The sequence below is a fragment of the Bacillus sp. AY18-3 genome (genome assembly GCF_008042305.1).
GTDB classification, from domain to species: domain Bacteria; phylum Bacillota; class Bacilli; order Bacillales; family Bacillaceae_G; genus Bacillus_A; species Bacillus_A wiedmannii.
In genome coordinates this window covers 14,115-40,081 of the sequence record NZ_QKQR01000011.1, presented here as the reverse complement: position 1 = coordinate 40,081, position 25,967 = coordinate 14,115, and the positions used below count along the sequence as shown (strand labels likewise).

The 25,967-nt window shown below is 36.8% G+C and carries 29 protein-coding genes; 17 read left to right on the top strand and 12 right to left on the bottom strand.

Going from position 1 to position 25,967, the window contains the following annotated elements; translation table 11 throughout:
• The first annotated feature begins 3 nt into the window (after positions 1–3).
• The 4 genes from DM800_RS10570 to DM800_RS10555 are packed head-to-tail and all read left to right on the top strand — an operon-like array spanning position 4 to position 3,481.
• Positions 4–885 carry an SGNH/GDSL hydrolase family protein gene (locus tag DM800_RS10570; protein ID WP_179955668.1) on the top strand — a complete coding sequence of 294 codons (882 nt, stop codon included), beginning with the start codon at positions 4–6 and terminating at the stop codon, positions 883–885.
• Positions 882–1,799, top strand: coding sequence for an ABC transporter ATP-binding protein (locus tag DM800_RS10565; RefSeq protein ID WP_088608211.1), 918 nt, complete (start codon positions 882–884; stop codon positions 1,797–1,799). Before DM800_RS10570 ends, DM800_RS10565 begins: the two co-directional genes overlap by 4 nt.
• Entirely contained in the window at positions 1,792–2,784 is a 993-nt protein-coding gene (locus DM800_RS10560) for an ABC transporter permease subunit (protein ID WP_097906811.1), read from the top strand. The genes DM800_RS10565 and DM800_RS10560 overlap by 8 nt, the downstream gene beginning before the upstream one ends.
• Positions 2,785–2,803: 19 nt before the next feature.
• The gene (locus tag DM800_RS10555) at positions 2,804–3,481 is read left to right on the top strand and encodes a uracil-DNA glycosylase (protein ID WP_147786830.1); all 678 of its coding nucleotides are present in this window, start codon (positions 2,804–2,806) and stop codon (positions 3,479–3,481) included.
• A gap of 41 nt (positions 3,482–3,522) precedes the next feature.
• Here DM800_RS10555 and DM800_RS10550 read toward each other — a convergent pair whose 3' ends face one another.
• The 3 genes from DM800_RS10550 to DM800_RS10540 form a co-directional block, all read right to left on the bottom strand.
• Positions 3,523–3,816, bottom strand: coding sequence for a DUF3817 domain-containing protein (locus DM800_RS10550; RefSeq protein ID WP_000953389.1), 294 nt, complete (start codon positions 3,814–3,816; stop codon positions 3,523–3,525).
• A gap of 209 nt (positions 3,817–4,025) precedes the next feature.
• Positions 4,026–4,847 carry a Cof-type HAD-IIB family hydrolase gene (locus DM800_RS10545; protein ID WP_087981923.1) on the bottom strand — a complete coding sequence of 274 codons (822 nt, stop codon included), beginning with the start codon at positions 4,845–4,847 and terminating at the stop codon, positions 4,026–4,028.
• Positions 4,848–5,128: 281 nt separating this feature from the next.
• Positions 5,129–6,412: a purine/pyrimidine permease gene (locus tag DM800_RS10540; protein ID WP_046955487.1), complete on the bottom strand. Its 1,284-nt coding sequence runs from the start codon at positions 6,410–6,412 to the stop codon at positions 5,129–5,131.
• A 95-nt stretch (positions 6,413–6,507) separates the two neighbouring features.
• Here DM800_RS10540 and DM800_RS10535 point away from each other — a divergent pair, with 95 nt between their 5' ends.
• The 3 genes from DM800_RS10535 to DM800_RS10525 all read left to right on the top strand — a co-directional run bounded on the left by DM800_RS10535 (position 6,508) and on the right by DM800_RS10525 (position 8,228).
• Entirely contained in the window at positions 6,508–7,500 is a 993-nt protein-coding gene (locus DM800_RS10535) for a potassium channel family protein (RefSeq protein WP_137034927.1), read from the top strand.
• 6 nt (positions 7,501–7,506) lie between these two features.
• Positions 7,507–7,794 carry a YwdI family protein gene (locus tag DM800_RS10530; RefSeq protein ID WP_001167358.1) on the top strand — a complete coding sequence of 96 codons (288 nt, stop codon included), beginning with the start codon at positions 7,507–7,509 and terminating at the stop codon, positions 7,792–7,794.
• A 65-nt stretch (positions 7,795–7,859) separates the two neighbouring features.
• Positions 7,860–8,228 (top strand): DUF423 domain-containing protein, encoded by a 369-nt coding sequence (locus DM800_RS10525; protein WP_000688322.1) that lies wholly within the window; start codon positions 7,860–7,862, stop codon positions 8,226–8,228.
• A gap of 31 nt (positions 8,229–8,259) precedes the next feature.
• Here DM800_RS10525 and gerQ read toward each other — a convergent pair whose 3' ends face one another.
• The 4 genes from gerQ to hemQ all read right to left on the bottom strand — a co-directional run bounded on the left by gerQ (position 8,260) and on the right by hemQ (position 11,685).
• Positions 8,260–8,688 (bottom strand): spore coat protein GerQ, encoded by a 429-nt coding sequence (gene gerQ / locus DM800_RS10520; protein ID WP_000068635.1) that lies wholly within the window; start codon positions 8,686–8,688, stop codon positions 8,260–8,262.
• A gap of 27 nt (positions 8,689–8,715) precedes the next feature.
• Positions 8,716–9,138: a cell wall hydrolase CwlJ gene (gene cwlJ / locus DM800_RS10515; RefSeq protein WP_000538157.1), complete on the bottom strand. Its 423-nt coding sequence runs from the start codon at positions 9,136–9,138 to the stop codon at positions 8,716–8,718.
• 175 nt (positions 9,139–9,313) lie between these two features.
• Positions 9,314–10,585 carry a serine hydrolase gene (locus DM800_RS10510; protein WP_088065052.1) on the bottom strand — a complete coding sequence of 424 codons (1,272 nt, stop codon included), beginning with the start codon at positions 10,583–10,585 and terminating at the stop codon, positions 9,314–9,316.
• A gap of 356 nt (positions 10,586–10,941) precedes the next feature.
• Positions 10,942–11,685 carry a hydrogen peroxide-dependent heme synthase gene (gene hemQ, locus DM800_RS10505; RefSeq protein WP_001287602.1) on the bottom strand — a complete coding sequence of 248 codons (744 nt, stop codon included), beginning with the start codon at positions 11,683–11,685 and terminating at the stop codon, positions 10,942–10,944.
• Positions 11,686–11,964: 279 nt separating this feature from the next.
• Between hemQ and pta the strand changes: the two genes are divergently transcribed.
• On the top strand, positions 11,965–12,936 hold the full coding sequence (gene pta, locus DM800_RS10500) for a phosphate acetyltransferase (RefSeq protein WP_000067226.1): 972 nt from the start codon (positions 11,965–11,967) through the stop codon (positions 12,934–12,936).
• Between the two features lie 48 nt (positions 12,937–12,984).
• On the opposite strand, the gene lipL is transcribed toward pta, so the two are convergent.
• Entirely contained in the window at positions 12,985–13,830 is an 846-nt protein-coding gene (gene lipL / locus DM800_RS10495) for an octanoyl-[GcvH]:protein N-octanoyltransferase (RefSeq protein ID WP_046955490.1), read from the bottom strand.
• Positions 13,831–13,959: 129 nt separating this feature from the next.
• Positions 13,960–14,652 (bottom strand): RsfA family transcriptional regulator, encoded by a 693-nt coding sequence (locus DM800_RS10490; RefSeq protein WP_087981931.1) that lies wholly within the window; start codon positions 14,650–14,652, stop codon positions 13,960–13,962.
• Between the two features lie 284 nt (positions 14,653–14,936).
• On the opposite strand from DM800_RS10490, the gene DM800_RS10485 reads away from it, so the two are divergent.
• The 6 genes from DM800_RS10485 to DM800_RS10460 all read left to right on the top strand — a co-directional run bounded on the left by DM800_RS10485 (position 14,937) and on the right by DM800_RS10460 (position 20,944).
• Entirely contained in the window at positions 14,937–15,161 is a 225-nt protein-coding gene (locus DM800_RS10485) for a YuzB family protein (protein WP_000526075.1), read from the top strand.
• Between the two features lie 302 nt (positions 15,162–15,463).
• Complete coding sequence (locus DM800_RS10480) at positions 15,464–16,519, top strand: FecCD family ABC transporter permease (RefSeq protein ID WP_000388283.1); 1,056 nt, start codon at positions 15,464–15,466, stop codon at positions 16,517–16,519.
• Positions 16,516–17,532: a FecCD family ABC transporter permease gene (locus DM800_RS10475; RefSeq protein WP_147786829.1), complete on the top strand. Its 1,017-nt coding sequence runs from the start codon at positions 16,516–16,518 to the stop codon at positions 17,530–17,532. The genes DM800_RS10480 and DM800_RS10475 overlap by 4 nt, the downstream gene beginning before the upstream one ends.
• Before the next feature lie 15 nt (positions 17,533–17,547).
• Positions 17,548–18,360: an ABC transporter ATP-binding protein gene (locus DM800_RS10470; RefSeq protein ID WP_000212064.1), complete on the top strand. Its 813-nt coding sequence runs from the start codon at positions 17,548–17,550 to the stop codon at positions 18,358–18,360.
• Positions 18,361–18,548: 188 nt separating this feature from the next.
• Positions 18,549–19,493, top strand: a complete 945-nt coding sequence (locus DM800_RS10465; RefSeq protein WP_087983731.1) for an ABC transporter substrate-binding protein — start codon at positions 18,549–18,551, stop codon at positions 19,491–19,493.
• 146 nt (positions 19,494–19,639) lie between these two features.
• Positions 19,640–20,944 carry an HD domain-containing protein gene (locus DM800_RS10460; RefSeq protein WP_000262747.1) on the top strand — a complete coding sequence of 435 codons (1,305 nt, stop codon included), beginning with the start codon at positions 19,640–19,642 and terminating at the stop codon, positions 20,942–20,944.
• A gap of 39 nt (positions 20,945–20,983) precedes the next feature.
• Here DM800_RS10460 and DM800_RS10455 read toward each other — a convergent pair whose 3' ends face one another.
• On the bottom strand, positions 20,984–21,169 hold the full coding sequence (locus tag DM800_RS10455; RefSeq protein ID WP_001147171.1) for a 2-hydroxymuconate tautomerase: 186 nt from the start codon (positions 21,167–21,169) through the stop codon (positions 20,984–20,986).
• A 112-nt stretch (positions 21,170–21,281) separates the two neighbouring features.
• On the opposite strand from DM800_RS10455, the gene DM800_RS10450 reads away from it, so the two are divergent.
• Together DM800_RS10450 and DM800_RS10445 are read left to right on the top strand one after the other, a co-directional pair.
• Positions 21,282–21,956: a site-2 protease family protein gene (locus DM800_RS10450; RefSeq protein WP_000372469.1), complete on the top strand. Its 675-nt coding sequence runs from the start codon at positions 21,282–21,284 to the stop codon at positions 21,954–21,956.
• A gap of 25 nt (positions 21,957–21,981) precedes the next feature.
• Entirely contained in the window at positions 21,982–22,491 is a 510-nt protein-coding gene (locus DM800_RS10445; protein WP_087983730.1) for a YwhD family protein, read from the top strand.
• 34 nt (positions 22,492–22,525) lie between these two features.
• Here DM800_RS10445 and DM800_RS10440 read toward each other — a convergent pair whose 3' ends face one another.
• Positions 22,526–24,577, bottom strand: a complete 2,052-nt coding sequence (locus tag DM800_RS10440) for a transglycosylase domain-containing protein (RefSeq protein ID WP_088065049.1) — start codon at positions 24,575–24,577, stop codon at positions 22,526–22,528.
• A gap of 102 nt (positions 24,578–24,679) precedes the next feature.
• Complete coding sequence (locus tag DM800_RS10435; RefSeq protein ID WP_147786828.1) at positions 24,680–25,405, bottom strand: glycerophosphodiester phosphodiesterase; 726 nt, start codon at positions 25,403–25,405, stop codon at positions 24,680–24,682.
• A 152-nt stretch (positions 25,406–25,557) separates the two neighbouring features.
• Here DM800_RS10435 and DM800_RS10430 point away from each other — a divergent pair, with 152 nt between their 5' ends.
• Entirely contained in the window at positions 25,558–25,965 is a 408-nt protein-coding gene (locus tag DM800_RS10430) for a MerR family transcriptional regulator (protein WP_088065047.1), read from the top strand.
• Positions 25,966–25,967: the final 2 nt, after the last annotated feature.

Here is a 25,967-nt window from a genome sequence, read left to right as displayed (position 1 = left end):
GCTTTGAAAATCGCTTTTCAAAATTGCGTTTGGTATAATTATGGACAATCTATGAGGGCTAAAAGGGGTTTTGATATGAGATCAAAAGTAGTAAAAGTAATTCTACTCATTACAATTGCATCTTTCTGTTTATTTGCATATGGCTTTGTTTCAGGTGTAAATGATGTATTAAATCCGAAAGCTTCAAATTTAATTAAAAAGACCGATGTAGTGGCAAAAGAGAAAAAGAAAACGGGAACGTTACAAATCGTTAGTTTAGGTGATTCATTAACACGCGGTGTTGGTGATAAAGAAGGAATTGGCTATGTTGGACGGATGAAAGAAGATTTACAAAAAGATTATAAGCAAAAGGTTGCATTAACAAACTTAGCTGTTAGTGGTGCAAAAATGCCCGACCTATTAAAACAAATTGAGAGTAGTGGCGCTCAATATTCAATTAAGCAAGCAGATGTAATCGTTTTAACAATTGGAGGAAATGATTTATTTCCAGGGTGGGAATCGCTTGAAAAGATAGATTTAGAAACATACCGTCCTGATACAGCGACGTTCCAAAATGAAGCGAAGAAAATAATAGAAGAAATTCGTAAGTTAAATACAGATAGCCCTATTTTTTGGCTTGGTTTATACAATCCTTTTGAAGATGTAGAAGATTTAAAAGGTTCTTCAAACATCGTTGTAGACTGGAATGCATCTTTAGAAAAATTAGCGATAAATAATAAAAATGTGTATATTACACCGACATTTGATTTATTCCAAAACCGTGGGAAAGATTTATTATACTCCGACCATTTCCATCCGAATGAAATAGGATATACATATATGGCGGACCGATTAGTTCGAAATGTTGCGAGTAAATTAAAACTAGAACAAGGAGGGGTAAAATGACGACGATACTTTCCGTACGTGACGTGAAGAAGGTAATTGGAAAGAAGACAATTGTAGAGAATATTTCCTTCGATGTAAAACAAGGGGAAGTGTTCGGCTTCCTAGGGCCGAATGGTGCCGGAAAAACAACTACAATTCGAATGTTAGTTGGATTGATTAAAGAAACAGAAGGCACGATTTCTATCGGCGGTTATTCTATTAAGGAAAATTTCAGAGAAGCGATGCGTCAAATTGGGAGTATCGTTGAAAACCCAGAACTGTATACCTATTTAACGGGATGGGAAAATTTAAAACAATTTGCCCGTATGTTAGGTGGTATATCAGATGAACGTATTATTGAAATTGCTCAAATGGTTCATTTAGATGAAAGAATTCACGATAAGGTAAAAACATACTCACTCGGTATGAAACAGCGTCTTGGTATTGCGCAAGCGCTTCTTGGAAATCCAAAATTGCTCATATTAGATGAGCCAACAAATGGTTTAGACCCAGCTGGGATTAGAGAACTTAGGGAATTTATACATAAGCTTGTGAAAGAAGAAAATATGAGTGTGTTTATTTCAAGTCATTTGCTAAGTGAAGTGCAAATGATATGTGATCGCGTTGCTATTATTCATAAAGGAAAGATGATAACAGTTGCCAAGGTTGAAGAGTTAATTAAAACAGCAAGTGATCGTGTAGAATGGATTGTTACACCGATTTCTAAGGCGAAAAATATGCTAGAAGATGCTGAGGAAGTAAGAGAAGTGAGTATAGAAGGTGATCGATTACTATGCCGCATGAATATCGCATCTATAAGTAATTGGAATAAACATTTTGTAGAAAACGGGATAGATGTACATAGCGTTAAGGAGCTTGTATTTACGCTAGAAGATTTATTTATTGAACTCACAAGGGGTGAGCAGCATGCGTGAATTTGCGAATCTAGTCTTAAATGAATCGGAAAAAATTTATCGTAAGAAACGTATTTTTGTTGTCATGCTTATTTTAGCAATCTTGATCCCACTTTTCGTGTATGCGCAGTATCGTGAAGTAGAAACGACACAAAAAAGGCTCGGTACGACGGATTGGAAAGTTTCATTACAACAACAAATTGTTGATTCTCAAAACCGCTTGAACAATTCTAGACTACCAGAAGAATGGCGTGATTGGCTAAAGGTAAGAGTGGAGCAGCAACAATATTATTTAGATCATGATATTAACCCGATGGCACCGGGCGCACCCACTTTTGTAAGGGCGTTTATTGAGCAAGGAATTACGTTGTTTATTCCGCTTCTCGTAATGATTGTCGCTATCGATATTGTTTCAGGAGAGCGAAGTGATGGAACGATGAAGATGCTACTTACACGGCCGATTCGGCGCTGGAAAATACTTCTTAGTAAGTACGTGACGATGTTATTTTTCATTTCACTCATACTGCTTCTTGTCGGCTTGTTTGCTTACATATTATCTGGGCTTGTATTTGGATACTCGGGATGGAATTTGCCTGTTTTAACTGGGTTTGTTATTGATAAGGAAACGTTAAATACGAATTTTGTACACCTTATTCCGCAGTGGCAATACGTCTTGATGGCGTATGGGTTAGCTTGGTTTGTTGCTATCGTTGTCGGAACTATATCATTTATGGTTTCTGTTTTAATTCGAAATACACCAGCCGGTATGGGCGTTATGTTAGCCGCATTAATCGCAGGTGGCATTTTAAGCTCGTTTGCAACATCTTGGGAGGGTGCGAAATATATTTTTAGTGTGAATTTATCATTAACAGACTATCTATCAGGAAAATTACCTGCATTACAAGGCTTATCGATGGGGTTCTCTTTAATGAATTTAACGGTTTGGGCAGTTATATCCCTTATTATTTCGTTTGTAGTATTTACAAAACAGGATATGGTGAATTAATTGGACGGGAAGTGAAAGCATGAAAAATGTTTTAAAAAATGATTGGGAGCCATTATTGGCACCAGAATTTGAGAAAGAATATTATCGTAAGCTGGCTGATTTTTTGAAAGAAGAGTACAGTACACATGTTGTTTATCCAAGGATAGAAGATATTTTTAGCGCTCTACAGTATACAAGTTATGAAAATACAAAGGTCGTTATTTTAGGGCAAGATCCATATCATGGACCGGATCAAGCACATGGTTTAAGCTTTTCAGTACAGCCCGGCATTAAAACGCCACCGTCATTGCTAAATATGTATAAAGAACTTCGAGATGAATATGGTTATGAAATCCCGAATAACGGTTATTTAGTAAAGTGGGCAGAGCAAGGGGTTTTATTATTAAATACGGTATTAACAGTTCGACAAGGTGAAGCCAATTCTCATAAGGGAAAAGGTTGGGAGCATTTCACAGATCGTGTAATTGAGCTATTAAATGAACGTGAAAAACCGGTTATTTTCATATTGTGGGGACGTCATGCACAGGCGAAGAAAAAGTTAATTACGAATACGAAGCATCATATTATCGAGTCTGTACATCCGAGCCCATTATCGGCAAGACGTGGTTTCTTTGGTAGTAAGCCATACTCTAAAGTAAATACGATTTTAGCTAATATGGGCGAGAGAGAAATTGATTGGGAAATTCCAAATTTGTAAATAAAAAAGGTAGTTAACAGTCGTTAACTACCTTTTTGTTATTATTGTTGTTCGTTCTTTAATTTTGCATCTAGTACAAACGTACCGAATGGGATAACTGATGAAACAAATGCCCCAAGTGCCCATGCAATTGATTTGCGGTGTACGATTGTTACTTGAATTACCGCAAAGATGAATAGAATAAATAAAACACCATGAGCCATACCTGTAATTTTAACGGCTGTTGCAAATCCTGCAAAATATTTTAATGGCATTGCTACAAATAATAGTAATAGGAAAGAAATCCCCTCAATTAAGCCGATTGCTCTTAATCGTCCGATTGGTGTAGATAACATGAAGTAGCCTCCTTTAATGTATGCTTGTATATAGTAAATTTGTATTCTTTTTCAAAATAAAATAGTCTATTTTGTTCCATTATATACAAAAAGAAAGTTTACACTACGAGAATAGTGCAAAGTTCAAAATATAGTCACAAAAGCATGAGAATTTAAATAAAAACCTATTTGAAGTGTTTGACTTCAAATAGGTTTTATGAGTGAAAATATTAAACAAGTGCTTCTCTTTTTAGTACGAACTTCTCTACAACTTTTGCAACGCCATCGTTCATATTTGTATCTGTTACGTAGTTTGCAATTTCTTTAATATCATCTGGTGCATTGCCCATTGCAACACCAAGACCGGCGAATTCGATCATTGCCTGATCGTTATAGCTATCGCCCATTGCGATAACTTCTTCGCGCTTAATGCCAAGTTTTTGAATCAGTTGGTTTAAGCTTGTTCCTTTTGTAACACCGGCTTCAGTAAATTCTAAGAAGAATGGTTTAGAACGCATAACACTTAATTGGCCTTCTAGTTGTTTTTGTAGTTTCTTTTCTACTACAACAAGTCGTTCAGCTTCTTTATTCATTAATACTTTTACTACAGGCTCTTTAACAGCAGCTTTAAAGTCATCTACTACAACAATTGGCATACCAGTAATATCGCCCTCAATTTCAGTATAAGGATTATTTTCTTCTGTTACGATATCATCGCCAATATAAGTATGAATCCATACATCTTCAGTTTTACTAATTTCAAATAGGTTGTGAACGATTTCAGGAGATAGCGTACTACTAAAGATTTCTTCGCTTGTTTTACAGTTAATAATTTTTGCACCATTAAAAGATAGAATGAAACTACCGTATTCTTCTAAACGAAGTTCTTTCGCTACATTGCGCATACCAAATGTTGGACGTCCAGAAGCAAGTACAACTTTTACACCTTGCTCTTGTGCAGTCATTAGAGCCTCTTTCGTACGAGGTGAAATGGTATGGTCGTCACGTAATAAAGTATCATCTAAATCTAAAACAATCATTTTATAAGTCATATTGAAAATTCCTCTCTTTGTTGAAATAGAAATAAAGTTTTATGAAGATATTGGGGAATATATAGTAAGACATCGAACTTCTTTTTGTGAAGCTAGAAGAAGTTCTGTATTTTTAGTATAAATTACCACGAGCACGTTGCCCATGATAATTTATACTGCTAATGCCCGATCGGTGAGAGCTAATCATTAGTAAAGATGAATAGCTCTCATTGATTAAAGTTTAACTTTATCATTATCGTAACAACTCTAAAGATAGAGTGCAATAATGGAAGTTTTCCAATTTACGATGGTTGTTTTTCTGTAGAACGAGAAAATAGTATTTCGAGCAAAATTGCCATTACAGATCCAAGAACAAGACCGTTACTTAAAAACGATGCTAGAAACGGCGGGAGTGTAGAAAATGCTCCTGCTGGAACAAACATAACTCCGACTCCTGTAAAGATTGAAAGACCTGCTACTTTAAATAACCGTTCTTTATCTTGTACTGTTTCGTATTCGCGAAAGGCAAGGCCAATCATGCTTGCAAATACAGGGTAAATGGCAGCATATCCGACTGCGACAGGTATCGCCGCAAAGAATGAAGTAATCTTTGGGAATATACTAACGAAAATAATAAAGCTTGACCCTAACATAAATGGGAGTCGTTTATAAATATTAGTCGTTGCAATAAATCCTGCTGATCCAGAAATCGCGACAGGTCCAATAGCTGAAAAAAGGCCTCCTAGCAATTGATTTATTCCTGTTATAATACCGGCTTGTTTGAAACGATCTGGTGCTGCATTCTTTTCATACTTAGAGACAATCCTTTGCACAACGCGAATACTTGCTAACATATTTGTTAGAAGTAATAGTGTAACGAAAACTACCGTAATTGCCATGTTCCATTCAATACGAGGCATTCCGAAAACAAATAGAGACGGAAAACGGATTATATCTGTCACAGGCGTTACTGGATTTGATAATCCGAAGCATGCGAATAATATCCAGCCGCAGACGATACTGAAAAGAACGGAATATTGTCCAATAATAGGTAGCTTCATGATGAAAAAGGATAGTAAAATAACAATGAGTGAAAGAATAAATACGTCAGCTTGTACCTCTGTATGTTGTCCGTCAAGACCGAACATTCCCTTTAAGAAGGACCCGCTAAGTTGCGCGACGAGAAGAAATAAATATGTTCCAATTACTGTCGGTGTAAAATAGCGCACTAGTTTATCGATGAGTCCAAAAACACTAAGAATAATACAAATGATACCACTTAATAGGAAGGCGTACTGAAGTACTTTAAGCGTTTCGTTGCTGGATCCAAATAATACGACACCTAAACTTGCATAAAGAGAGAAAATGCCCCACCAAAGGCCTGCAGGACCTTCTTGAATAGGAAGTTTATGCCCAAATATAGCTTGCAGTAGGCCGGCAAAGCCAAGAACAAATAATGTTCTTTGTACGAATGCAATAGCTTCAGCGCCATCGAGACCATAATTAGTTGCGACGCTAATTGGTACAATAAGGCTCCCAGCTAAAATAAATAGCGCCCATTGTAAGGCGGAAAGAAATGTTTTCATTATATCAACCTCTTTCATAGATTCCGTATCTAGTATATATGTATTTCATTTCCACTGGCAAAGATTGTAGATAGAGAAAAGAGTTGAAACACGATATGAATGCACGGAAGCAATTATGGATAGCAGTTATATGTATGACCTTTGTTGTAATTCTAGGAACGTTAGGATTTATGGCGATTGAAGAGATTAGTTTGTTTCAAGCATTTTGGATGACGATGATTACTGTATTAACTGTTGGGTACGGAGATGCCGTTCCTGTAACACAGGCAGGAAAAGTTTTTGCGCTTCTTATCATACCGGTTGGAGTCGGTATTGTTACGTATGCAATTGGTGTAGTGGCAGCTATGATTATTGAAGGGAATTTATTTCATGCAGTACGGAGGAAGAAGATGGATAAACAAATAGCACAGTTACAAAATCATATTATCGTATGTGGTTGTGGTAGAGTGGGGCTTCAAGTTGTACATGAATTGCAAGAAAAGAAAATTCCATTTGTCGTCGTGGATAAAGATGAAAGTATATTAGAGAAGGAAAAACTTTTGTATGTACACGGAGATGCAACGGAAGATCAAGTGTTACATCATGCGGGAATTTCAAAGGCAGCCGGTTTAGTTGCTATCGTAGCAAATGATGCTGAAAATGTATTTATTACATTAACAGCAAGAGGGCTAAACGATGCAATTAAAATTGTGGCAAGGGCGGAAAAACCGGAAACTGAAGACAAATTAAAGCGTGCTGGGGCAAATAAGGTGATTAATCCATCTAGCATGGCAGGAATTCATATTGCAAAAGGTATTGCGAATCCGCTAACAGTTCATTATATTGATACAGTACTATATGGCGTGGAACAGTCATTTGTAATTGAAGAAATTGCAGTCGGCAAAGGTTCTATTTTAGCTAGTAAATCGTTACTAGAGAGTGATGTGAGAAATCAATTTGATGTAACAATTTTAGCGATTTTGAGAAATGGGGATGTTATACATAATCCAACGGGGCAGGAAAAACTACGAGAACATGATATGATAATAGTGTTTGGTTCAGTAGAGAAGCTAGGACAATTTGAGAAAGAACTACAAAGTAAGAGGTGACAAGGAATGCAAATATCGAGCGATAAGATTTTAAATAAAATGGCGAATGAAATTGCAAAGGCAAAAAGCAGTGAAGGGCAACAATCAAAAGCGCATTTATTAGTTGTGCGAGCGTTATGTGATTTATTATTAGATGAACAAGCTGAGCCTTCTATGTATAGAGAACCTGAGATTCCATCACAAGTAATTGGATCTCAGCCTATGACGACAGTTCAACCAGTTATGCCGGTTTCTGGAGAACCTGTTTATATAAAAGAAGAAGGCGCAAACGGTAATTCTTTATTTGATTTTTAGAAGATAAATCGTTTGGCTTATATGAAAAAATTGCTTATGATAAAGGTAAAAAAAGGGGAATTAAGATGAAAATTTTCTTTTTACTAGGTTGTATTGCGGCAGGGCTATCTGTTGCGTTAGGGGCTTTTGGAGCACACGGTTTAGAAAATAAAGTTTCTGCAAAAATGTTAGAAGTTTGGAAAACAGGCGTTACATATCAAATGTTTCATGCCGGTGGACTATTCGTAGTTGCTTTATTGATGGATAAAATTCAATCATCACTTTTAACTACTGCTGGCTGGCTTATGGTAGCTGGGATTATTATGTTTTCAGGTAGTTTATATGCATTAAGTACGACAGGTATTAAGTTCTTTGGCCCAATTACACCTCTTGGTGGTGTAGCGTTTATCGTGGCATGGATCTTAGTCGGAACTGCAGTTGTAAAAGGCTTATAAAAAAACAAAAGCTGGCATATGCCAGCTTTTTTTATGGTCTTGGAGCATAAGTTGCTTGTTGACTAGGTAAATACATAATTTCTTCTGGGAATTCTACATAATCTAAGTAAATCATTAGTAGTAAAAAACGTTTCCCCGATTGCGGTTCACTAATAACGATGTGATCACGTCCAGCTGCCTCAATAATACCTGTATAAGATTGTGTACCGAGTGAACTACCACGCTCATAAGTCATTACTACGGTGGCTTGCTTGCCTTTGTTCAAGCGAAGAATATTTTCAATATACGACTGTTCTAATGGTAACATGCCTTGAGAGACGGCATATTGAGCTTGCGCAGCTTGTTGTTGCATCGCTTGCTGTTGTTGCTGTTGCTGTGGGGTCATTTGTTGCTGTTGTGCATAAGTTCCAGATGGTTGATAAAAACCTGTTCCATAATACGGGTTTTGTTGCTGTGCCATTCAAAAATCCCTCCTCGTTTTCATTCCTTAATATACGCTAGGGCAATCCCCGGCAGATGGTTGGAAGAAGCAGTGCTTTTTAAAACGTCCAGAGTTTTGTTGGTCATACCAAGTTGGTGGGCAAGGACCTTCAGGTCTAAAAAACCATAAGGCGAAATTTGCAGGCCAAAAACGTTGTCCTTGAATCGTTCGCCTTGCTAATGCGATATCTTGTTCTCTTGCACGCTGATAAAAATACCCTTTTTGCGTTGCCTCAAAACCGCCAGGATTTTGATAAACCATTTGACGTAAATTACGTATTTTTTTAAAATCTAAACAATTTCCGCGGACACGATTTACCCCTACGTTTCCGACCATTAACATTCCTTGTTGTCCTTCTCCTTCGGCTTCAGCACGCATCAGTCTAGCTAATAACTTTACATCTTCTTCGTTATAAGCAATAACACCCATTATGTGTCACCTCTCTTTTTGGAATACCTTGTGGAAAGAGGTTTATTTCTAGATGAAGTGTGTAACGATTACTAGTTCATACGTATGAGAAAAAGGACTCAGATATGACAACCAAACGAAGTTTTACATGGAGAGAGGAAAATAAAAAAAGCTAGCGTGAGCTAGCTTTCCATCATTAAAATACTTTAGACCATAAGTTTGAAAAGAAATCGCCGATAGAGCGCATTGTTAATACGAACCAATTTGCCTTTTCAACTTCTTCTGTCGTTTTTGCAGTAACTTTCATACTTTTACTACCGTCTAAGAAACCATATTTATCAGTTGATTCTAAAGTAATTGAGCCTACTTTGGCATCTTTCTTAATAGGAGCAACTAAATGTCCATCTTCAGCAAGAGATTTATCTACTTCAGTCCCAATTTTATAAGGATCTTTGCTACCTTTTTTCGCAATTACTGTTATTTCTTTTTCCGGTGTAACAGTCACTTGATCTTCTTTCCCTTTTACTACAGAGATTGTATTATTTTTATCAACTTTTAACTTTTGTTTTTCGAAGTTATTAAACCCGTATTCGATTAATTCACGAGATTCTGTGAAGCGCTCGTCCATTGATTTTGTTTTAATAATAACTGAAATAAGACGTACATCACCACGTTTAGCAGTAATAGTGAATCCATATCCAGCGGTATCAGAACTACCAGTTTTTAAACCATCTGTTCCTTCATAAGAGAAAGCAGCACCTGGTAACATCCAGTTCCAGTTTTCCATACGAATTGGTTTCGGATGATTATCTGGGAAGTTTCTAAATCTTTGTTTTGTATCCTCTAACATTTCTGGATACTTTGTAATCATTGCTTTTGAAAGCATACCCATATCGCGAGCTGACATGGAATTTTCTCCATTCGGATCCGTTCCCTCAGGGTGTTTTCCTTTTAAGTCAGCGTTATTTAACCCAGTAGCGTTTACAAATTTATATTTCTTTAACCCTAGTTTTTTTGCATGTTCATTTGCAAGATTCAAGAAATTCTTCTCACTTCCTGCAAGAAGTTCTGCTAAGGCAATACTAGATCCGTTTGCAGAGAAGATAACGATAGAATGATATAATTCTCTTACAGTATATTGACGTCCCTTTTCAAACGGAACGTTAGAGAATTCATTATTACGTGAAACTTCATAAGCATAATCAGAAATGTTTACCTTTGTATCCCAAGTAATTTTTCCTTCTTTAATTGCTTCTAATACGGCATAAACAACAATTAATTTTGACATACTAGCAATAGCTAGTAATTCATCTGGATTTTGTTCATGCAGTATTTTTCCTGTATCTGCATCAAATAAAAGTGCAGCTGCCGCCTCAATGTGTATTTTTTCTTCGGCATGGGATGTTGTTACTCCTAAGGAAGAAATTGACAATAAAAGCGCTAGTAAAATAGACAAGATTTTCTTCATATAGATTATCACCTTCGCATCGTTATTAGCATGTAGCTCGTACCATTTTAGCATAAATTTGGATATAGAAAGGTTACAATTTTGTAAGGAAATTGAAAAGAATTTGTAGATTTTTGTTCGAATTTGCAGAGAAAGGAAGTATTTTGAGGAGAAATATAGAGGGTAATAAAAAAAGGAACGAAATTCGTCCCTTTTTTACGATTTGCCCCGCTATTTGCCGGGCAGTAAGATCCTCACCTAAAAATTAAGCGAAAGCAAAGAAGTTAGATGGGCGATCAACTGCTTGTAAAAGCCCGATTGGTGAAGGCTAATAATTAGTGGGGATGAACAAAACCCCCACTGATTAAAGTTTCACTCTATATGTGTAAAAACTTCTCTACCTTTTCGTCTGGTAAAATGTTTCCAACGAAAAATGTTCCGAATTCACCATAACGAGCACTTACTTCATCGAAGCGCATTTCATATATAAGTTTTTTAAATTGAAGAACATCGTCAGCGAATAATGTTACGCCCCACTCAAAATCGTCGAATCCAACTGATCCTGAAATAACTTGGCGTACTTTACCTGCGTACTGGCGACCGATTTTACTATGACTGTACATCATTTTTTTACGTTCTTCCATAGGAAGCATGTACCAGTTGTCATCACCTTGGCGACGCTTATCCATTGGGTAGAAGCAAATGTGATTTGCTTTTGGTAGTTCTGGATATAAGCGAGCTAAGATTTGTGGGTTTTGATATGGATCTTCATCAGCTGGAAGGTAGTTGCTTAGTTCAACAACAGATACGTAAGAGTATGCAGGAACCATATATTCAGCTAATGTTGTTTTATTCAATTCTGTCTCAATTTCATTTAACTCTTCCATTGTTGGACGTAAAATCATAAGCATAATATCAGCTTTTTGGCCAACAACAGTATACATTGCATGACTACCTTTTTTCGCGGTAGATACTTCGTTCCATTTTTCAACGACATTTAAAAATTCAGACACAGCTTGTCCGCGTTCGTCGCTAGATAATGTTTTCCATGCAGCCCAATCAATAGAACGTAAATCATGTAAACAATACCAGCCATCTAACGTTGTTGTTGCTTCACTCATTCTATTCACCTCAGTTAATGATAGTTTTACACGTTAACTATAGCATATATAGTTTTAAAATCATCTATATAAAGCCTTAGCGCATAAAATTGTCACATTTAAATTTACTTGAAAATAGGAGAAGATAAGGCTTAAAGGGGATTTATTTCTAGGCTGAATTTTATGAAAATATAATCATTTTAATTTTATCTATTTTTTGGGAGCTATAAGTTTAAAATATAGAGGAAAAGCAGTATTCTTAAAGATAGAGTTTTTTAACATATGTAGGAGGGTTTATTCGTGAGCAACTTATTTACAACAGTAAAAGAAAAAGTTCAAGGAAAAGGCATTTCTATCGTACTTCCTGAAGGAACTGATGAAAGAATTTTAGGCGCTGCAGAGCGTTTAGCAAAAGAAGAGTTAGTACAACCAATTTTAGTTGGTAATAAAGAAGAAATTAGCGCAAAAGCTGCTAGCATGAATTTAACATTAGCAGGCGTTGATATTTATGACCCAGCTACATACGAAGAAATGGATGCAATGGTAGCATCTTTCGTTGAACGCCGTAAAGGTAAAGCAACTGAAGAAGACGCTCGCAAAATCCTTAAAGACGAAAACTACTTCGGTACAATGCTTGTATACATGGGTAAAGCACACGGTTTAGTAAGTGGTGCAGCTCACTCTACAGCTGATACAGTTCGTCCAGCACTTCAAATCATTAAAACAAAACCAGGCGTTACAAAAACTTCTGGCGTATTTATCATGGTACGTGAAGAAGAGAAATATGTATTCGCTGATTGTGCAATTAACATTGCACCAAACAGCCAAGATTTAGCTGAAATTGGTATCGAGAGTGCGAAAACTGCTGAACTATTCGGTATTGATCCACGCGTTGCTATGTTAAGCTTCTCTACAAAAGGTTCTGCGAAATCTCCAGAAACAGAAAAAGTTGTAGAAGCAACTCGTATTGCAAAAGAAATGGCTCCTGAATTAACTTTAGATGGAGAATTCCAATTCGATGCTGCATTCGTACCGTCTGTAGCTGAGAAAAAAGCTCCAGGTTCTACAATTAAAGGTGATGCTAACGTATTCGTATTCCCAAGCTTAGAAGCTGGTAATATTGGCTACAAAATCGCTCAACGTTTAGGTAATTTCGAAGCAGTAGGACCAATCTTACAAGGTTTAAATATGCCTGTAAATGATCTATCTCGCGGATGTAACGAAGAAGAAGTGTACAAGTTAGCTTTAATTACAGCAGCTCAAGCACTTTAATTCTATAATGAATCGAAATAAAGACCGTCGCTATTATAGCGACGGTCTTTATTTTTCTAAGCCAAGTGCTTTATTGTTACGATCAATAATACGTTGTAAATTCGTCTCATATAAAGGTATTTCATCTATTGTTAATTGAGATGGTGTTAACTTTGGAGCGAATTGCTGCAGTGTTTTTAAAAGGCGCATCATTAAATCTTGTACTGTAATAGTTTCGCCAAGTAATTCTGAAAGTGAAGCCATCGTACTCGGTACAATTTCAGGATACGTAAAGCGTGTTTCTTCTCCTTGAATGGCTAGGTTGTAGAAATCACGAACGAGTGCGGCACGCTCAGAGCCACTTCCTGTAGCGCAGAGATAAATTTGGACAGCGACACCACCGCGAATACGGCGCTGTGAAATGCCAGCAAATTTTTGATTGCGAATACTTAAGTCATAGCTACCAGGACAGTAAGAACCAACAATTTCTTTTGCCTCGATTGTAACATCGTAATCGTTTAACATTTCCTTAATTAAATGCCACATTGTATCGTATCCAAGATCAATATCGATACCTTTTTCTGTCTCTTGGAATAAAAGTGATACGTTTAAAACACCTTCATCAAGTACGACTGCAAGTCCACCGGAATTACGAACGATAACATTGAAGTTGTTTTCTTGTAAAAAGGAAATACCTTCTTCCAAGTGTGGTAGGCGTGAATCTTGAATGCCAAGAACAATTGTATTGTGATGAACCCAAGAACGCATTGTTGCAGCTGATTGACCATTTCCAATGCTTGTGCACAGTGTGTCATCCATTGCGAATGACTGCAATGCATGGAATGTTGGTCCCAAACTAGACTGATCTACAATACGCCACTCTGGCTGAGATAAAATGGAACGGGAATTGCTCATATAACTAACCCCTTATCTTTAAAATGACAATCTCTATTATAGCAAAAAATGAAGAAGGGGGTTTTCTCGCATATAAAGGGAAAGTTTAAAGATGAAAGACTAAAAAAGGATGCATTACATGCATCCTTTCTATTCTGCAATTTTTTCTAAATTACCGTTTCGATCCATTCGGAAAGATGTTTGAGAACGTTCTTCGTCATCCATGACTGCCAACTTACGAGCTCGGTTCATAATATTCATAAGTGTTTCGTAATCTTCTTGTACAGTATGAGATTGTTTTTCTAATTTTTCTAGTTTCTTTTCTAGTTCTTCATTTCGAAGGATTTGTGCTCTAATCTCTTGTTTCAATCTCGTATTCTCGTTTTCAAGAGCTGTCACTTTTATATTTGAAGATCCGACTGTTTGTAAAAAATAAATAACATCTTGCATTGTCATAGAGCTTTTTGTAGCAGGAACGGTAGTTTCTTTATATGGAATAGCTTCTTTATATTGTACAATTGATTCCTCTTGTACGAATTCTTCATAATCAGTTATCGAATCTGAAGCTGGTGGTGTATAAAGTAAACGTTTTTTCGCTTGTTCACCGCTTGCAGCGCGCATTTTATCTTTACGATGTTTTTTTGCTAGTTGAAGAGCTTGTTCATAACTATAGCGAACAACAGCATTCCAACGGAAACCACAGGCAGCCGATGTACGATTTAATTGATCACCCACTTCTTCAAATGCATTTAATTGAGTACTTCCTTCTCGAACGTGACGAAGTACAGTTTCAGCAAGTAATAAATCATCCTCATCCGTCCAAGCATCTTGTCTTACTTTCATAGATTCAACTCCCTTTCTTTTTATGAACTTCCTATTTTTATAATGGGCAAAAAAATGAGCTTTTATACAAAGCTTTTAAAAATATGGTAGATTTCGATGAAAGGTATAAATTTTGCCAAGAATGACGTAAGCTTCTGTAGGAGAACATATAAATATGTAGCATTATATGAAGAAAGAGCTTTAAAGGGAAACTTGCAACGAGCTTCAAAGAGCGGTAAAATACCATTTAGTGTTTATTTTTAAATGTACTTGAGAAAAGTTTAAAATAGAGGAAGTGTTATATAATGGGGAACGAATTTCGTGTGTGTGATGATTGTCAGGCAACGAACGTTAAAACGTTGATTCCAAAGTTAAAAAAAGTAGATTCATGTGCAACGATTGAAGTTGCATGTCAGTCTTACTGTGGTCCTGGTCGTAAAAAATCATTCGCATTTGTAAATAATCGTCCAGTCGCGGCTCCAACAGAAGATGAATTAATTGTAAAAATTGAAGCAAAGTTAAATAAGTAAGAAAAAGAAGAGTGAACAGATTACTCTTCTTTTTTTATGCCCATACGAGGAATGAGTTATTCTACGAAAATACAATTGAGTAGATTAACATTCAATGAAGGAGGGGTATCATCTATTCATTCAAATATAAATTTATATTTCAAAATAATGGTTGACAGTCTTTTGAAGCGATAGGTAGAATAGAAAGTGTGTGATTCTGATAATCATTATCAAGAAAAGGTCAATTAACCTAATTTTTTATTACTATTTGAGAATAAATTTCATTTCATTAAATATATGTTGTTGGTTAGGATGGTTGAGGTATGGAAGCGAGCGCAAGGAGTATAGAACAGCAAGATGTGAATGTTAAAGAGATTAAGAGCAGGCCGCTCGTTGCTTCTATTATTTTAGTAGCAGGTACAGTTTTGTTAGCTTTAAGCATGGCAGTTTCTATTTCGTTTGGTGCTGCAGATATTAGTTTAAAGACTGTATGGCAAGCTGTGTTTCAGTTTGACGGTTCTATTACGCATCATAACGTAATTCAAGAACTTCGCATGCCTAGAGCAATAGGGGGCGTAGTTGCAGGTGCCTTTTTAGCAGTATCAGGGGCAATTATGCAAGGTATGACGCGAAATCCACTTGCTTCACCATCGTTAATGGGAATTACAGATGGAGCTGTATTTGGAATTGCAATTATGTATGCATTCTTCCCTAATTCACCTTATTTAATGTTCGTTATCGCATCTTTTATTGGGGCTGCGTTTGGAGCGAGCATTGTATATGGAATTGGGTCTTCTTCACCAGGTGGATTAACACCTGTGAAGTTAGCTTTAGCGGGTGCAGCAATTAGTGCTTTATTAGGGGCCATTTCATCTGGAATTGCGCTATATTTCAACCTTGCCCAAGAGGTGAGTATGTGGAATGCAGGCGGAGTTGCGGGAGTGAAATGGGAAAGTATTAATATGTTAGTACCAATTGGCCTTGTTTGTCTCTTTATTGCAATTATGATGTCGAGGTATATTACAATTTTAAGCTTCGGTGAAGAAATTGCGATTGGACTTGGTCAAAATACGACATTAATTAAATTTATCGGAACAGTACTTGTTCTTGTGTTAACAGGTTCTGCGGTTTCTATGGCAGGATCGGTTGGATTTGTTGGTCTTGTAATCCCGCACATGACTCGTTTCCTTGTAGGCTCAGACTATAGATGGGTTATTCCATGTTCTGCGGTCTTAGGTGGGCTGTTAATTGAATGTGCAGATATGTTATCTCGCGTTATTAATCCGCCGTTTGAAACGCCAATTGGAGCAATTACAGCGCTAATTGGGGTTCCATTCTTCCTCTACTTAGCACGTAACGAAGGGAGAGGGAAAATGTGAGGACAAGTGTCTTAACAAAAAAGAACGTTTCTGTTTTAACAATCTTAGTAGGATTAATCGTTACTGTATTTTTAGTAAGTTTAAATACAGGGACATTTAAAATACCGCCAATGGACGTATTAAGGTCATTGGTTGGACTTGGGGCTGAAGATCAGTCTGTTATTTTATTTGAATTCCGTATGCCGCGTATGGTCATTGCTATATTAGTTGGATCTGCTTTAGCGATGTCAGGTGCGATTTTGCAAGGGTTATCACGTAATCCACTTGCTGATCCCGGTATTATTGGTATTAACGCTGGAGCGGGGTTAACAGTCGTTATATTCGTCTACTTTTTCTTCGGAAAAGTTGGGACTGGTACATTTTTATCTGTATTTATCCTTCCATTCTTCGCTTTAGTTGGTGCAATATTAGCGGCGGTTATTATTTATTTACTAGCATGGAAAGACGGCGTTTCATCAACGAGATTAATACTTGTCGGTATCGCTGTTGCAGCCGGGTTTGGTGCTGTTAGTTTAATTTTTTCTATGAAGATGACATCTAACGATTTCCGTTTTGCTACGATTTGGTTAGCAGGAAGTCTATGGGGCACAGATTGGAAATTCGTACTAAGTGTCCTTCCATGGATGGTTATTTTCTTGCCACTTGCTATTAGTAAGGCTCACATATTAAACGTAATGAACCTAGGCGACTCCACAGCAGTTGGCCTTGGTGTAAATGTAGAAAAAGAAAGACGTAAATTATTATTTATTGCAGTTTGTTTAGCTGGTGCATCTGTCGCTGTTGCCGGAGGAATTGGTTTTATCGGTTTAATGGCTCCGCATTTAGCTAGGCGCCTTGTTGGTGGTAAACATCAAATTATGCTGCCTACCGCTGCACTAATAGGGACGTTTTTACTCTTATTCGCAGACGTAATTTCAAGAAGTGTGTTAACAACTTCAGAAATACCGGTCGGTCTTGTTATTTCTGTAATTGGTGCACCATATTTCATATACTTACTTATGAGGACAAAATAAAGGGAGGCTTTTTGTATGGCAACTTTAGCAGTTGATGCGGTATCTGTTGGCTATAATGAAGGGTTAATTATTGATGGATTAACAGTTGAAATTCCGGAAGGGAAAATTACAACAATTATTGGACCAAATGGTTGTGGGAAGTCCACATTATTAAAAACAGCTTCTCGTATTTTGAAGGCGAAAAAAGGTACTGTTTATCTTGACGGAAAAGCAATCGAGAAACAGCCAACGAAAGAAATCGCAAAGAAAATGGCGATTTTACCACAGACTGCAGAAGTGCCAACTGGCCTTACTGTGTTTGAACTTGTTTCATATGGACGTTTTCCTCATCAAAAAGGATTTGGAACGTTGAAAGAAGAGGATTATCGTTACATTCATTGGGCACTTGAAGTGACGGGAATGACAGAATTCGCAAATCGTCCAGCAGAGGCGTTATCAGGCGGGCAACGTCAACGCGTATGGATTGCGATGGCTCTTGCACAAGGGACAGAATTACTCGTATTAGATGAACCGACAACGTACTTAGATATGGCTCATCAATTAGAAGTATTAAACTTATTGAAAAAGTTAAACGAAGAAGAAGGTAGAACGATTGTTATGGTTATCCATGACTTAAACCATGCTTCTCGTTTCTCAGATCATATGATTGCATTAAAAGCAGGTAAGTTAATGAAGCAAGGAACGCCAGACGAAGTGATGACGAGTGAAACACTTCGCAGTGTATTTGAGATTGAAGCTCAAATCGTTCCGTGTCCAGTAAACTGTAAACCAATTTGTTTAACATATGATTTAGCGATGATTAGTAATCAATTGCGTAAAAAAGCATAAGTAGATCCCCCTCGTAAAGAGGGGGCTTCTAATGGACGTTGAGCTTCTTATTAGTAAATAGGAAGTTGAACACCCGTTAGAACGGGGCATAAGCAACAATTAATCAATATATATTTATTAATTGTTAATCTTGTTTCTTATAGTTCACTGTAACTTATAAGAGAAATACAGCTAGAAGGAGTGGGAACATGAAGAATTTTAAAATGGCGTTATTAGCAATGGTATTAGTCGTTACTTCTGTACTATTTGCAGCTTGTTCTAACAAAGAAGAGAAGAAAGCAGATGCGAAGGATGCGAAGACTGAAGAGCGCACTGTACAACACGCAAAAGGGGAAATTAAAATTCCTGCAAATCCAAAGAAAATTGCTGACCTTAGTGGTTCAACAGAAGAATTATTAATCTTTGGTATGAAACCAATTATTACTGCTAATACATCTCAAGAAAAGATTGATGCACATATTGAAAAGAAATTAAAAGACGTAAAACCAGTTGGTTCTGCTTGGGGCGATAAAATTAACATCGAAGCAGTAGCTGCTGCAAAACCAGACTTAATTCTTGTAAACAATCGTCAAGAAAAGATTTATGATCAATTATCTAAAATTGCACCAACAGTTATGTTAAAAACTCCATTAGACCAATGGCGTCCGAAATTCGAAGAAGTAGGTCAAATCTTCGGTAAAGAGAAAGAAACGAAAGAATGGTTCAAACAGTATGATGAAAAAGCAAGCAAATTACATGACAAAATCGTTGCGAAAACTGGCGATGCTAAATTTATGAAAATGGCTGCATATCCAAATGCTTTCCGCGTATACGGTGACTACGGTTACGGTAGCGTAATCTTTAATGATTTAAAATTACCAGCAGTTAAAGGTACACCAACGGATAAACCACTAGTACAAGTACAAAAAGAAGCTTTAATCGATTACAACCCGGATTACTTATTCGTATTTACAACTGGTGACGGTTCTCAACGTCTAAAAGAATTCCAAGAAGAATCAATTTGGAAAAACATGAACGCTGTTAAAAACAACCACGTATTTACAATTAAAAACGAAGACGTAAACAAAGGTTACTTCCCACTAGGTAAAGAAATGATCTTAGATGAAGTTGCTGAATTCGTTTTAGGGAAATAATGTATAAACAGAAATCACTTTTACTTTGGTAAAAGTGATTTTTTCTTTATATAAGGGCAATTAATATAGTCTTTCATTTCTTTCTGTTTCCTATTTCGTTTATAATATATAGTAAGAATGCAGTAAAGAAAGGGGGATGTCGGAAGGTGGTATATTTAAACGACAAACTCAGCGAAACAAAAGTGTTTAAAGACCCGGTACATAAATATGTGCACGTGCGCGATCGTGTTATTTGGGATTTAATCGGAACGAAAGAATTTCAACGCTTGCGCCGTATTAAGCAGCTTGGAACGACATTTTTTACATTTCACGGTGCAGAGCATAGTCGCTTTACTCATTCGTTAGGTGTATATGAAATTATTCGTCGTATGATTGATGATGTGTTTGATGGCAGACCAAACTGGAATGCTGAAGATAGATTGTTATGTTTATGTGCGTCATTACTTCATGATGTCGGTCACGGCCCGTTTTCTCACTCGTTTGAAAAAGTATTTTCATTAGATCATGAGAAATTTACGCAAAAGATTATCGTTGGAGATACGGAAATTAATCGCATATTAAGTCGTGTGGATAAAGACTTTCCGCAAAAGGTAGCCGATGTAATCGCCAAAACATCTACGAATAAATTAGCGATTAGCATGATTTCCAGTCAAATTGATGCAGATCGTATGGACTATTTATTAAGAGATGCGTATTTCACTGGCGTAAAGTATGGAAACTTTGATATGGAACGTATACTACGTGTCATGCGTCCATATGGGAATCAAGTAGTCATTAAAAATAGTGGTATGCATGCTGTTGAGCATTATATTATGAGTCGTTATCAAATGTATTGGCAAGTATATTTCCATCCGGTAACGCGCAGTGCCGAAGTTATTTTAACGAAGATTTTACACCGTGCAAAATCATTGCATGAGAAGTATTATACATTTAAAAATCATCCGGTTCATTTCTATTCTTTATTTGAAGAAGAAGTTACAGTAGAGGATTATTTAAAGTTAGACGAGAACGTTATGTATTATTACTTCCAAGTATGGCAAGACGAAGAAGATCCAATTTTAAGTGATTTATGCCGTCGTTTTATGAATCGAAACCTATTTAAATATGTAGAGTTTACAGATAAGCACGGTTTAGATAATTGGATGGAATTAAGTAGCTTATTTAAAAAAATTGGACTTGATCCAGAATACTATTTAGTAGTTGATTCAACGTCAGACTTACCGTATGACTTTTACCGTGCTGGTGAAGAAGAAGAACGTCTGCCAATCTTACTTCTTATGCCAAATGGAGAGCTTAGAGAGCTTTCGCGTGAATCGGATATTGTTGAGGCAATTACTGGTAAGAAGAGAAGGGATCAAAAACTATTCTATCCGCATGATTTAATCTATGAAGATGGAAGAAAAGGAAAATATAAAGAGAGAATCATCGAATTACTAGAAGGAAAAAAATAAGAAGCAGCTAAGAGCTGCTTCTTATGAAAGAACTTGAAATTATTTGTCGCTTAAGCGTTTTCCGCCAACTGCATAATGGTTTTTAGACATTTCTTCGATGAAAACAACGATGTTTTCTTCAGGAGCACCAGTTGTTTCGCTTACTGCTGCTGTTACTTTCTCAGCAAGAGCTTTCTTTTGTTCCTCTGTGCGTCCTTCTAGCATTTTCACTGTTACGTATGGCATATATAATCGCTCCTTTTATGTAAGTTACACTCTTATTATAGCGGATTATGGGGAAGAACAATCGAAAAAACAAATAATTTCTTTTTTTGACATATTGAAGAGGAGATGAATCATGGACCAGTTATTTAGATACCCATTGCAACAAATTCCGTTGGTAGCAATGGCCATTATTATTGCGTTATCAGTGCATGAATTTGCGCATGCATATGTTGCATATAAATTTGGAGACGATACAGCAAAGAAGCAAGGCCGTTTAACATTATCACCGATGGCGCACTTAGATCCTATTGGGATGATCGCTGTATTAATTCTTGGTTTTGGTTGGGCAAGACCTGTTCCTGTTAACCCATATAACTTTAAAAGGCCGCGTCTTGCAGGGATATTAGTTTCAATTGCAGGCCCAATTAGTAACTTAATTTTAAGTGCAATTGGTTTAATTATTTGGTATAGCCTATTAACATTTGGTGTATTAGATTCAATTCCATTTGCAGTAGCAGATACATTGGCTCAATTCTTCCGAATTTTTATTATGCTTAATATCGTATTACTTGTATTTAACTTATTGCCAATTCCGCCACTTGATGGGTATCGAGTTGTGGAAGATCTAGCACCAACAAATATTCGTGCGAAAATGACACAGTATGAAAAGTATGGAGCAATAGCGTTATTAATTCTTGTTATTACACCGCTTAGCAATTATACAATTCAACCTATTTTTAATGTTGTCATTCCATATGTATTTGTATTTTTAGACAGTATCATTGCGCCTATTTTTGGCCTTTTATAATCATTAAGTGAGGAGGAGTTTACATATGACAGAGAAAAAGAAAAAAATCGGTTTTAATATCGTGAAAAATGATTCAACAGATGGACATGGTGGTTTTGGTGTTGGAGCATTAAGTCTAGAAAACATTTCACCTGTATTTGTCGATGTACTAGAGAAAACAGCATTTGTTGATATCGGTGCAATGCATGCACGTAGTACAGTCGAAAAAGGTATTAAGTTTTTAACAAATAAAGATGAAGTTCCAAACGGAAAACCATTTTGGCTTGTGTGGGTAACGATTGAAAGAACGGCGACAGGTGCTTATTATGCAGGTGTAACAGCTTGTGAAATGACAGTTGACCGTGAAATTCGCCGCGGATATAAATCACTTCCAGAGCACGTAAACAAAATGGATAAATCAATGAAGCGTTACATTATGGTTGACCATATGGATGAATCATCTAAAAAAGTACTTGGTACATTCTTGAAAGAACATAATGAAGCGATTTGGAACGAATCTAGTGAAGAATTGCGCCGTGCATTATTAAGTGAATAAAAAATAGCTGACGGATGCCCGTCAGCTATTTTTTTTACCAAGGAAGATATTTTTTCCACCAACTTGTTTTCTTCTTTTCTTCAGTTGTCTTTTCAAATTCCTCTTTGTCATCGACATGATCCATACAATATTCAGTTGGTTCTGTACCTTTTGCGAAATACATTTTAACTGAAATGGGACAATTTTTTGTAGCGATTTTTCCGTTTTCAGGGTTAATATCGACTGCAACGACGTCACTTGGTTGTTTAAACTCTTTTTGAGGTTGTCCATCTAAGCCTTTTTCCATCGTATCGGTCCATATTTTTTTCGCATATCCTTGTTCTGCTACGTTTGAAATCGATTTAGGTTGATCGTATCCAACCCATACACCCGTTACGATTTGCGGGGTAAATCCAATCATCCAACTATCTGTTTCAGTAGAACCGGATTTTCCGGCATATGTTCTTGATAGTTTAGATAACATCGATTGACCAGTTACAGCAGCATAGCTGCTCAGTTTTTTATTAAACATGCCCGTCATCATTTCTTCCATTACAAACGCTTTGCTTTTATCGAGAACTTGTTTACTCTCCAAATGAGCATCGTATAGCATGTTTCCTTCCTGGTCCATAATGCGGCGAATAAACATCGGTTTTACTTCTTTTCCGCCGTTTGCGAACATGCTATAAGCGTTAACCATTTCAATTGGTTTTACAGGAGATGTACCGAGAGCGAGAGACGGAACATCTTTTAATGCGGTAGTAATACCGAATTGCTTCGCTGTTTTTGTAAGAATGTCTTCGCCTAAAAATAAATTGGTCTTCACGGCATATACGTTATCAGAGACCGCAAGAGCTTGCGCCATTGTTACAAAATCGTCTGCATAATAGTCTTTATAGTTTTTCGGTTTATACTTTGAAACACCGTCACCTAAAGTGAACACAGTGTATTCGCTTTTTAAGCGCGTAGCAGGGGTGAATCCTCGTTCTAATGCCGCGTAATACAGGAATGGCTTAAACGTAGATCCAGGCTGTCGAGCGGCCTGTGTAGCCCTGTTAAATTGACTCGTATTATAATCAGTTCCACCAACAAGGGCAGCTACTTCACCTGTTTTTGGATTCATAGAGACGAGCGCAGTTTGTATGTTTGTTGTGTCAGGTATGTGATCTTTTACAGCTTGCTCTGCAACAGATTGTAATTTAGGGTCTAGTGTTGTATAAATACGCAGGCCACCCTTTTGTAAGGCTTGTTCATCTAATCCGATATCACGAAGAAGAGAAGCTTGTACAGCATCTTGGAAATAAGGTGCAATCTCTGCCACTTTTTTTGTATCTAATGAGGCAAAAGTTAGTGGCTCTTTTTTTGCTGACGTTGCTTGTTTCTTCGTAATGTAACCTTGTTCTACCATTTCGTCTAATATGAGAGATTGTCGTCCTTTCGCACGATCCTCTTTTAAAAAGGGAGAGTAGACACTAGGTCCTTTCGGGATACCTGCGAGCATACTAGCTTCCGCTAATGTTAATTCTTTTGCTGTTTTATCGAAATATAGACGAGACGCAGCTTCGATTCCGTAAGCACCATGCCCGTAATAAATTGTATTTAAATATCCTTCTAAAATATGATTTTTATTATAGTTCACTTCAAGGCGAATTGTGTACATCGCTTCTAATAGTTTACGTTTCCACGTTTTATCATGATCTAAGTATAGGTTACGAGCATACTGTTGTGTAATCGTACTAGCACCTTGGACCTTTGCCATCGCTTTTAAATCGGCAACAATAGCACCAGCAATACGTTTCATATCAAAGCCATGATGTTTGTAAAATCGTTGATCTTCGATAGAAAGTGTCGCCTCTTTTACATAAGGAGAAATTTCATTGAGAGATACATTGTAACGTTTTTGCATTTCATTACTTTGTCCGATAACAGTGTCATCATTAGCGTAAAAGACACTTGTTTGTGGGACAGCAACAGGAGGAGGTCCCATAATTTTTGCAACTATAATAATAACAAAAAAGGAAAAAACAAAAAAAAGAACAGAAGAAAACATTACGGTGAAGAAAAGACGTTTATATTTTTTAAGTTTCGGATTCATAGTTTGATCCATCTTTTTCAGCCCCTCAATACTAATACAAACATTATTGTATTAGTATTGAGGGTTTTCGGTTATTTTAAACAATGAAATTTCGAAAACAAAAAGCTCCTTCAATTAAGAAAGGAGCTCAAAGGCACGTGCTGGCCAATCGGTAATAATGACATCTACGCCATAGTCAATCATAGTTTGTAAATCTTTGTATTCGTTAATCGTATAAGGGCGGAAAACGTACCCTTGATCTTGTGCAAATTGAATAAATTCCTTTGTTAGTAATTGAAAGTTTGGATGTAAACCAGTTGCTTCTCTATTTTTTGCTTCAGCGATAGGATCAGCAAGTGGTGTATCATATAAAATTGCTCTTGGGATTTCAGGAGCTATTTCTGCTAATAATGAAACAGAGTCGTGGTTAAATGATGAGAATATAATTTGATTAGATAGATGGTATTCACGAACGAGAGCAACAGCTTTTTCTTCAATAGTTGGATAGTGGATAACATCTGTTTTTAACTCAATATTGAGCTGTAAATTTGTCGTAGATAACCAAATGAATACTTCACGTAACGTTGGGATTTTTGCTTCATGGAAAGAAGGGTCTTTATGGCTACCAACATCTAAAGTTTGTAATTCCGCTACCGTTTTTTCAGAAACAAGACCTATGCCATTTGTTGTGCGATCTACTGTTTCATCGTGAATCACGACAAGTTCACCATCTTTTGATAGGTGGACATCAAGCTCAATGCCGTGGGCACCAATGCGTTCTGCTTCTTGGAAGGCAATCATCGTATTTTCTGGATGTGTTCCTTTTACCCCGCGGTGGGCGAAAATAAGTGGTTTATTCATACGGAAATCTCCTTATCGTTTCTTTTCTTTCATTATGAAACTGCTTTTGGAAAAATACAATTGAATGGGATAAACATTTACAAAAGTCTAACAGTTGCACAAAAGTTAACGTTAACGTAAAATGTAATAATCGAGTGAAGGGAGGAATAAACATGTATAAAATTGATGAAGTCACAAAGCAAGTTGGTTTAACAAAACGTACACTTCGTTATTATGAGGAAATTGGTTTAATTCATCCCCCTGAACGTAGTGAGGGGAACATTCGCCTGTATACGGACGAGGACATCGCCAGAATTAAAAGGATTGTAGAAGCGAAAGAAGTATTAGGGATTACACTTCAAGAAATGCAACATTTTTTATCGTTAAAAGAAAGAATGGAGCAAAGAAGAAATAGTGAGAATCCTCGTGACCGCGAAGTGATTCAAGAAATCAAAGAGATGCTTGAAAAACAAGTGCAAACGCTAGACGAGAAAATGGATCAAATGCAGCGTGTAAAGGCGGAACTCGAAGATAGCCTACATCGTGCAGCGACATTTTTAGAGAGTACAAAAGGAGAATGATC

Coding starts and splice junctions, on each gene's coding strand:
- DM800_RS10525 (WP_000688322.1), top strand. CDS start 7,860: ATGAAAATTTTCTTTTTACTAGGTTGTATTGCGGCAGGGCTATCTGTT.
- DM800_RS10450 (WP_000372469.1), top strand. CDS start 21,282: ATGGACCAGTTATTTAGATACCCATTGCAACAAATTCCGTTGGTAGCA.
- DM800_RS10430 (WP_088065047.1), top strand. CDS start 25,558: ATGTATAAAATTGATGAAGTCACAAAGCAAGTTGGTTTAACAAAACGT.
- DM800_RS10510 (WP_088065052.1), bottom strand. CDS start 10,585: ATGAAGAAAATCTTGTCTATTTTACTAGCGCTTTTATTGTCAATTTCT.
- DM800_RS10465 (WP_087983731.1), top strand. CDS start 18,549: ATGAAGAATTTTAAAATGGCGTTATTAGCAATGGTATTAGTCGTTACT.
- DM800_RS10480 (WP_000388283.1), top strand. CDS start 15,464: ATGGAAGCGAGCGCAAGGAGTATAGAACAGCAAGATGTGAATGTTAAA.
- cwlJ (WP_000538157.1), bottom strand. CDS start 9,138: ATGGGTGTTATTGCTTATAACGAAGAAGATGTAAAGTTATTAGCTAGA.
- DM800_RS10550 (WP_000953389.1), bottom strand. CDS start 3,816: ATGTTATCTACACCAATCGGACGATTAAGAGCAATCGGCTTAATTGAG.
- lipL (WP_046955490.1), bottom strand. CDS start 13,830: ATGAGCAATTCCCGTTCCATTTTATCTCAGCCAGAGTGGCGTATTGTA.
- DM800_RS10535 (WP_137034927.1), top strand. CDS start 6,508: ATGAATGCACGGAAGCAATTATGGATAGCAGTTATATGTATGACCTTT.
- DM800_RS10545 (WP_087981923.1), bottom strand. CDS start 4,847: ATGACTTATAAAATGATTGTTTTAGATTTAGATGATACTTTATTACGT.
- DM800_RS10530 (WP_001167358.1), top strand. CDS start 7,507: ATGCAAATATCGAGCGATAAGATTTTAAATAAAATGGCGAATGAAATT.
- DM800_RS10485 (WP_000526075.1), top strand. CDS start 14,937: ATGGGGAACGAATTTCGTGTGTGTGATGATTGTCAGGCAACGAACGTT.
- DM800_RS10560 (WP_097906811.1), top strand. CDS start 1,792: ATGCGTGAATTTGCGAATCTAGTCTTAAATGAATCGGAAAAAATTTAT.
- DM800_RS10555 (WP_147786830.1), top strand. CDS start 2,804: ATGAAAAATGTTTTAAAAAATGATTGGGAGCCATTATTGGCACCAGAA.
- DM800_RS10540 (WP_046955487.1), bottom strand. CDS start 6,412: ATGAAAACATTTCTTTCCGCCTTACAATGGGCGCTATTTATTTTAGCT.
- hemQ (WP_001287602.1), bottom strand. CDS start 11,685: ATGAGTGAAGCAACAACAACGTTAGATGGCTGGTATTGTTTACATGAT.
- DM800_RS10565 (WP_088608211.1), top strand. CDS start 882: ATGACGACGATACTTTCCGTACGTGACGTGAAGAAGGTAATTGGAAAG.
- DM800_RS10490 (WP_087981931.1), bottom strand. CDS start 14,652: ATGAAAGTAAGACAAGATGCTTGGACGGATGAGGATGATTTATTACTT.
- DM800_RS10440 (WP_088065049.1), bottom strand. CDS start 24,577: ATGGATCAAACTATGAATCCGAAACTTAAAAAATATAAACGTCTTTTC.
- DM800_RS10455 (WP_001147171.1), bottom strand. CDS start 21,169: ATGCCATACGTAACAGTGAAAATGCTAGAAGGACGCACAGAGGAACAA.
- DM800_RS10470 (WP_000212064.1), top strand. CDS start 17,548: ATGGCAACTTTAGCAGTTGATGCGGTATCTGTTGGCTATAATGAAGGG.
- DM800_RS10435 (WP_147786828.1), bottom strand. CDS start 25,405: ATGAATAAACCACTTATTTTCGCCCACCGCGGGGTAAAAGGAACACAT.
- gerQ (WP_000068635.1), bottom strand. CDS start 8,688: ATGGCACAGCAACAAAACCCGTATTATGGAACAGGTTTTTATCAACCA.
- DM800_RS10445 (WP_087983730.1), top strand. CDS start 21,982: ATGACAGAGAAAAAGAAAAAAATCGGTTTTAATATCGTGAAAAATGAT.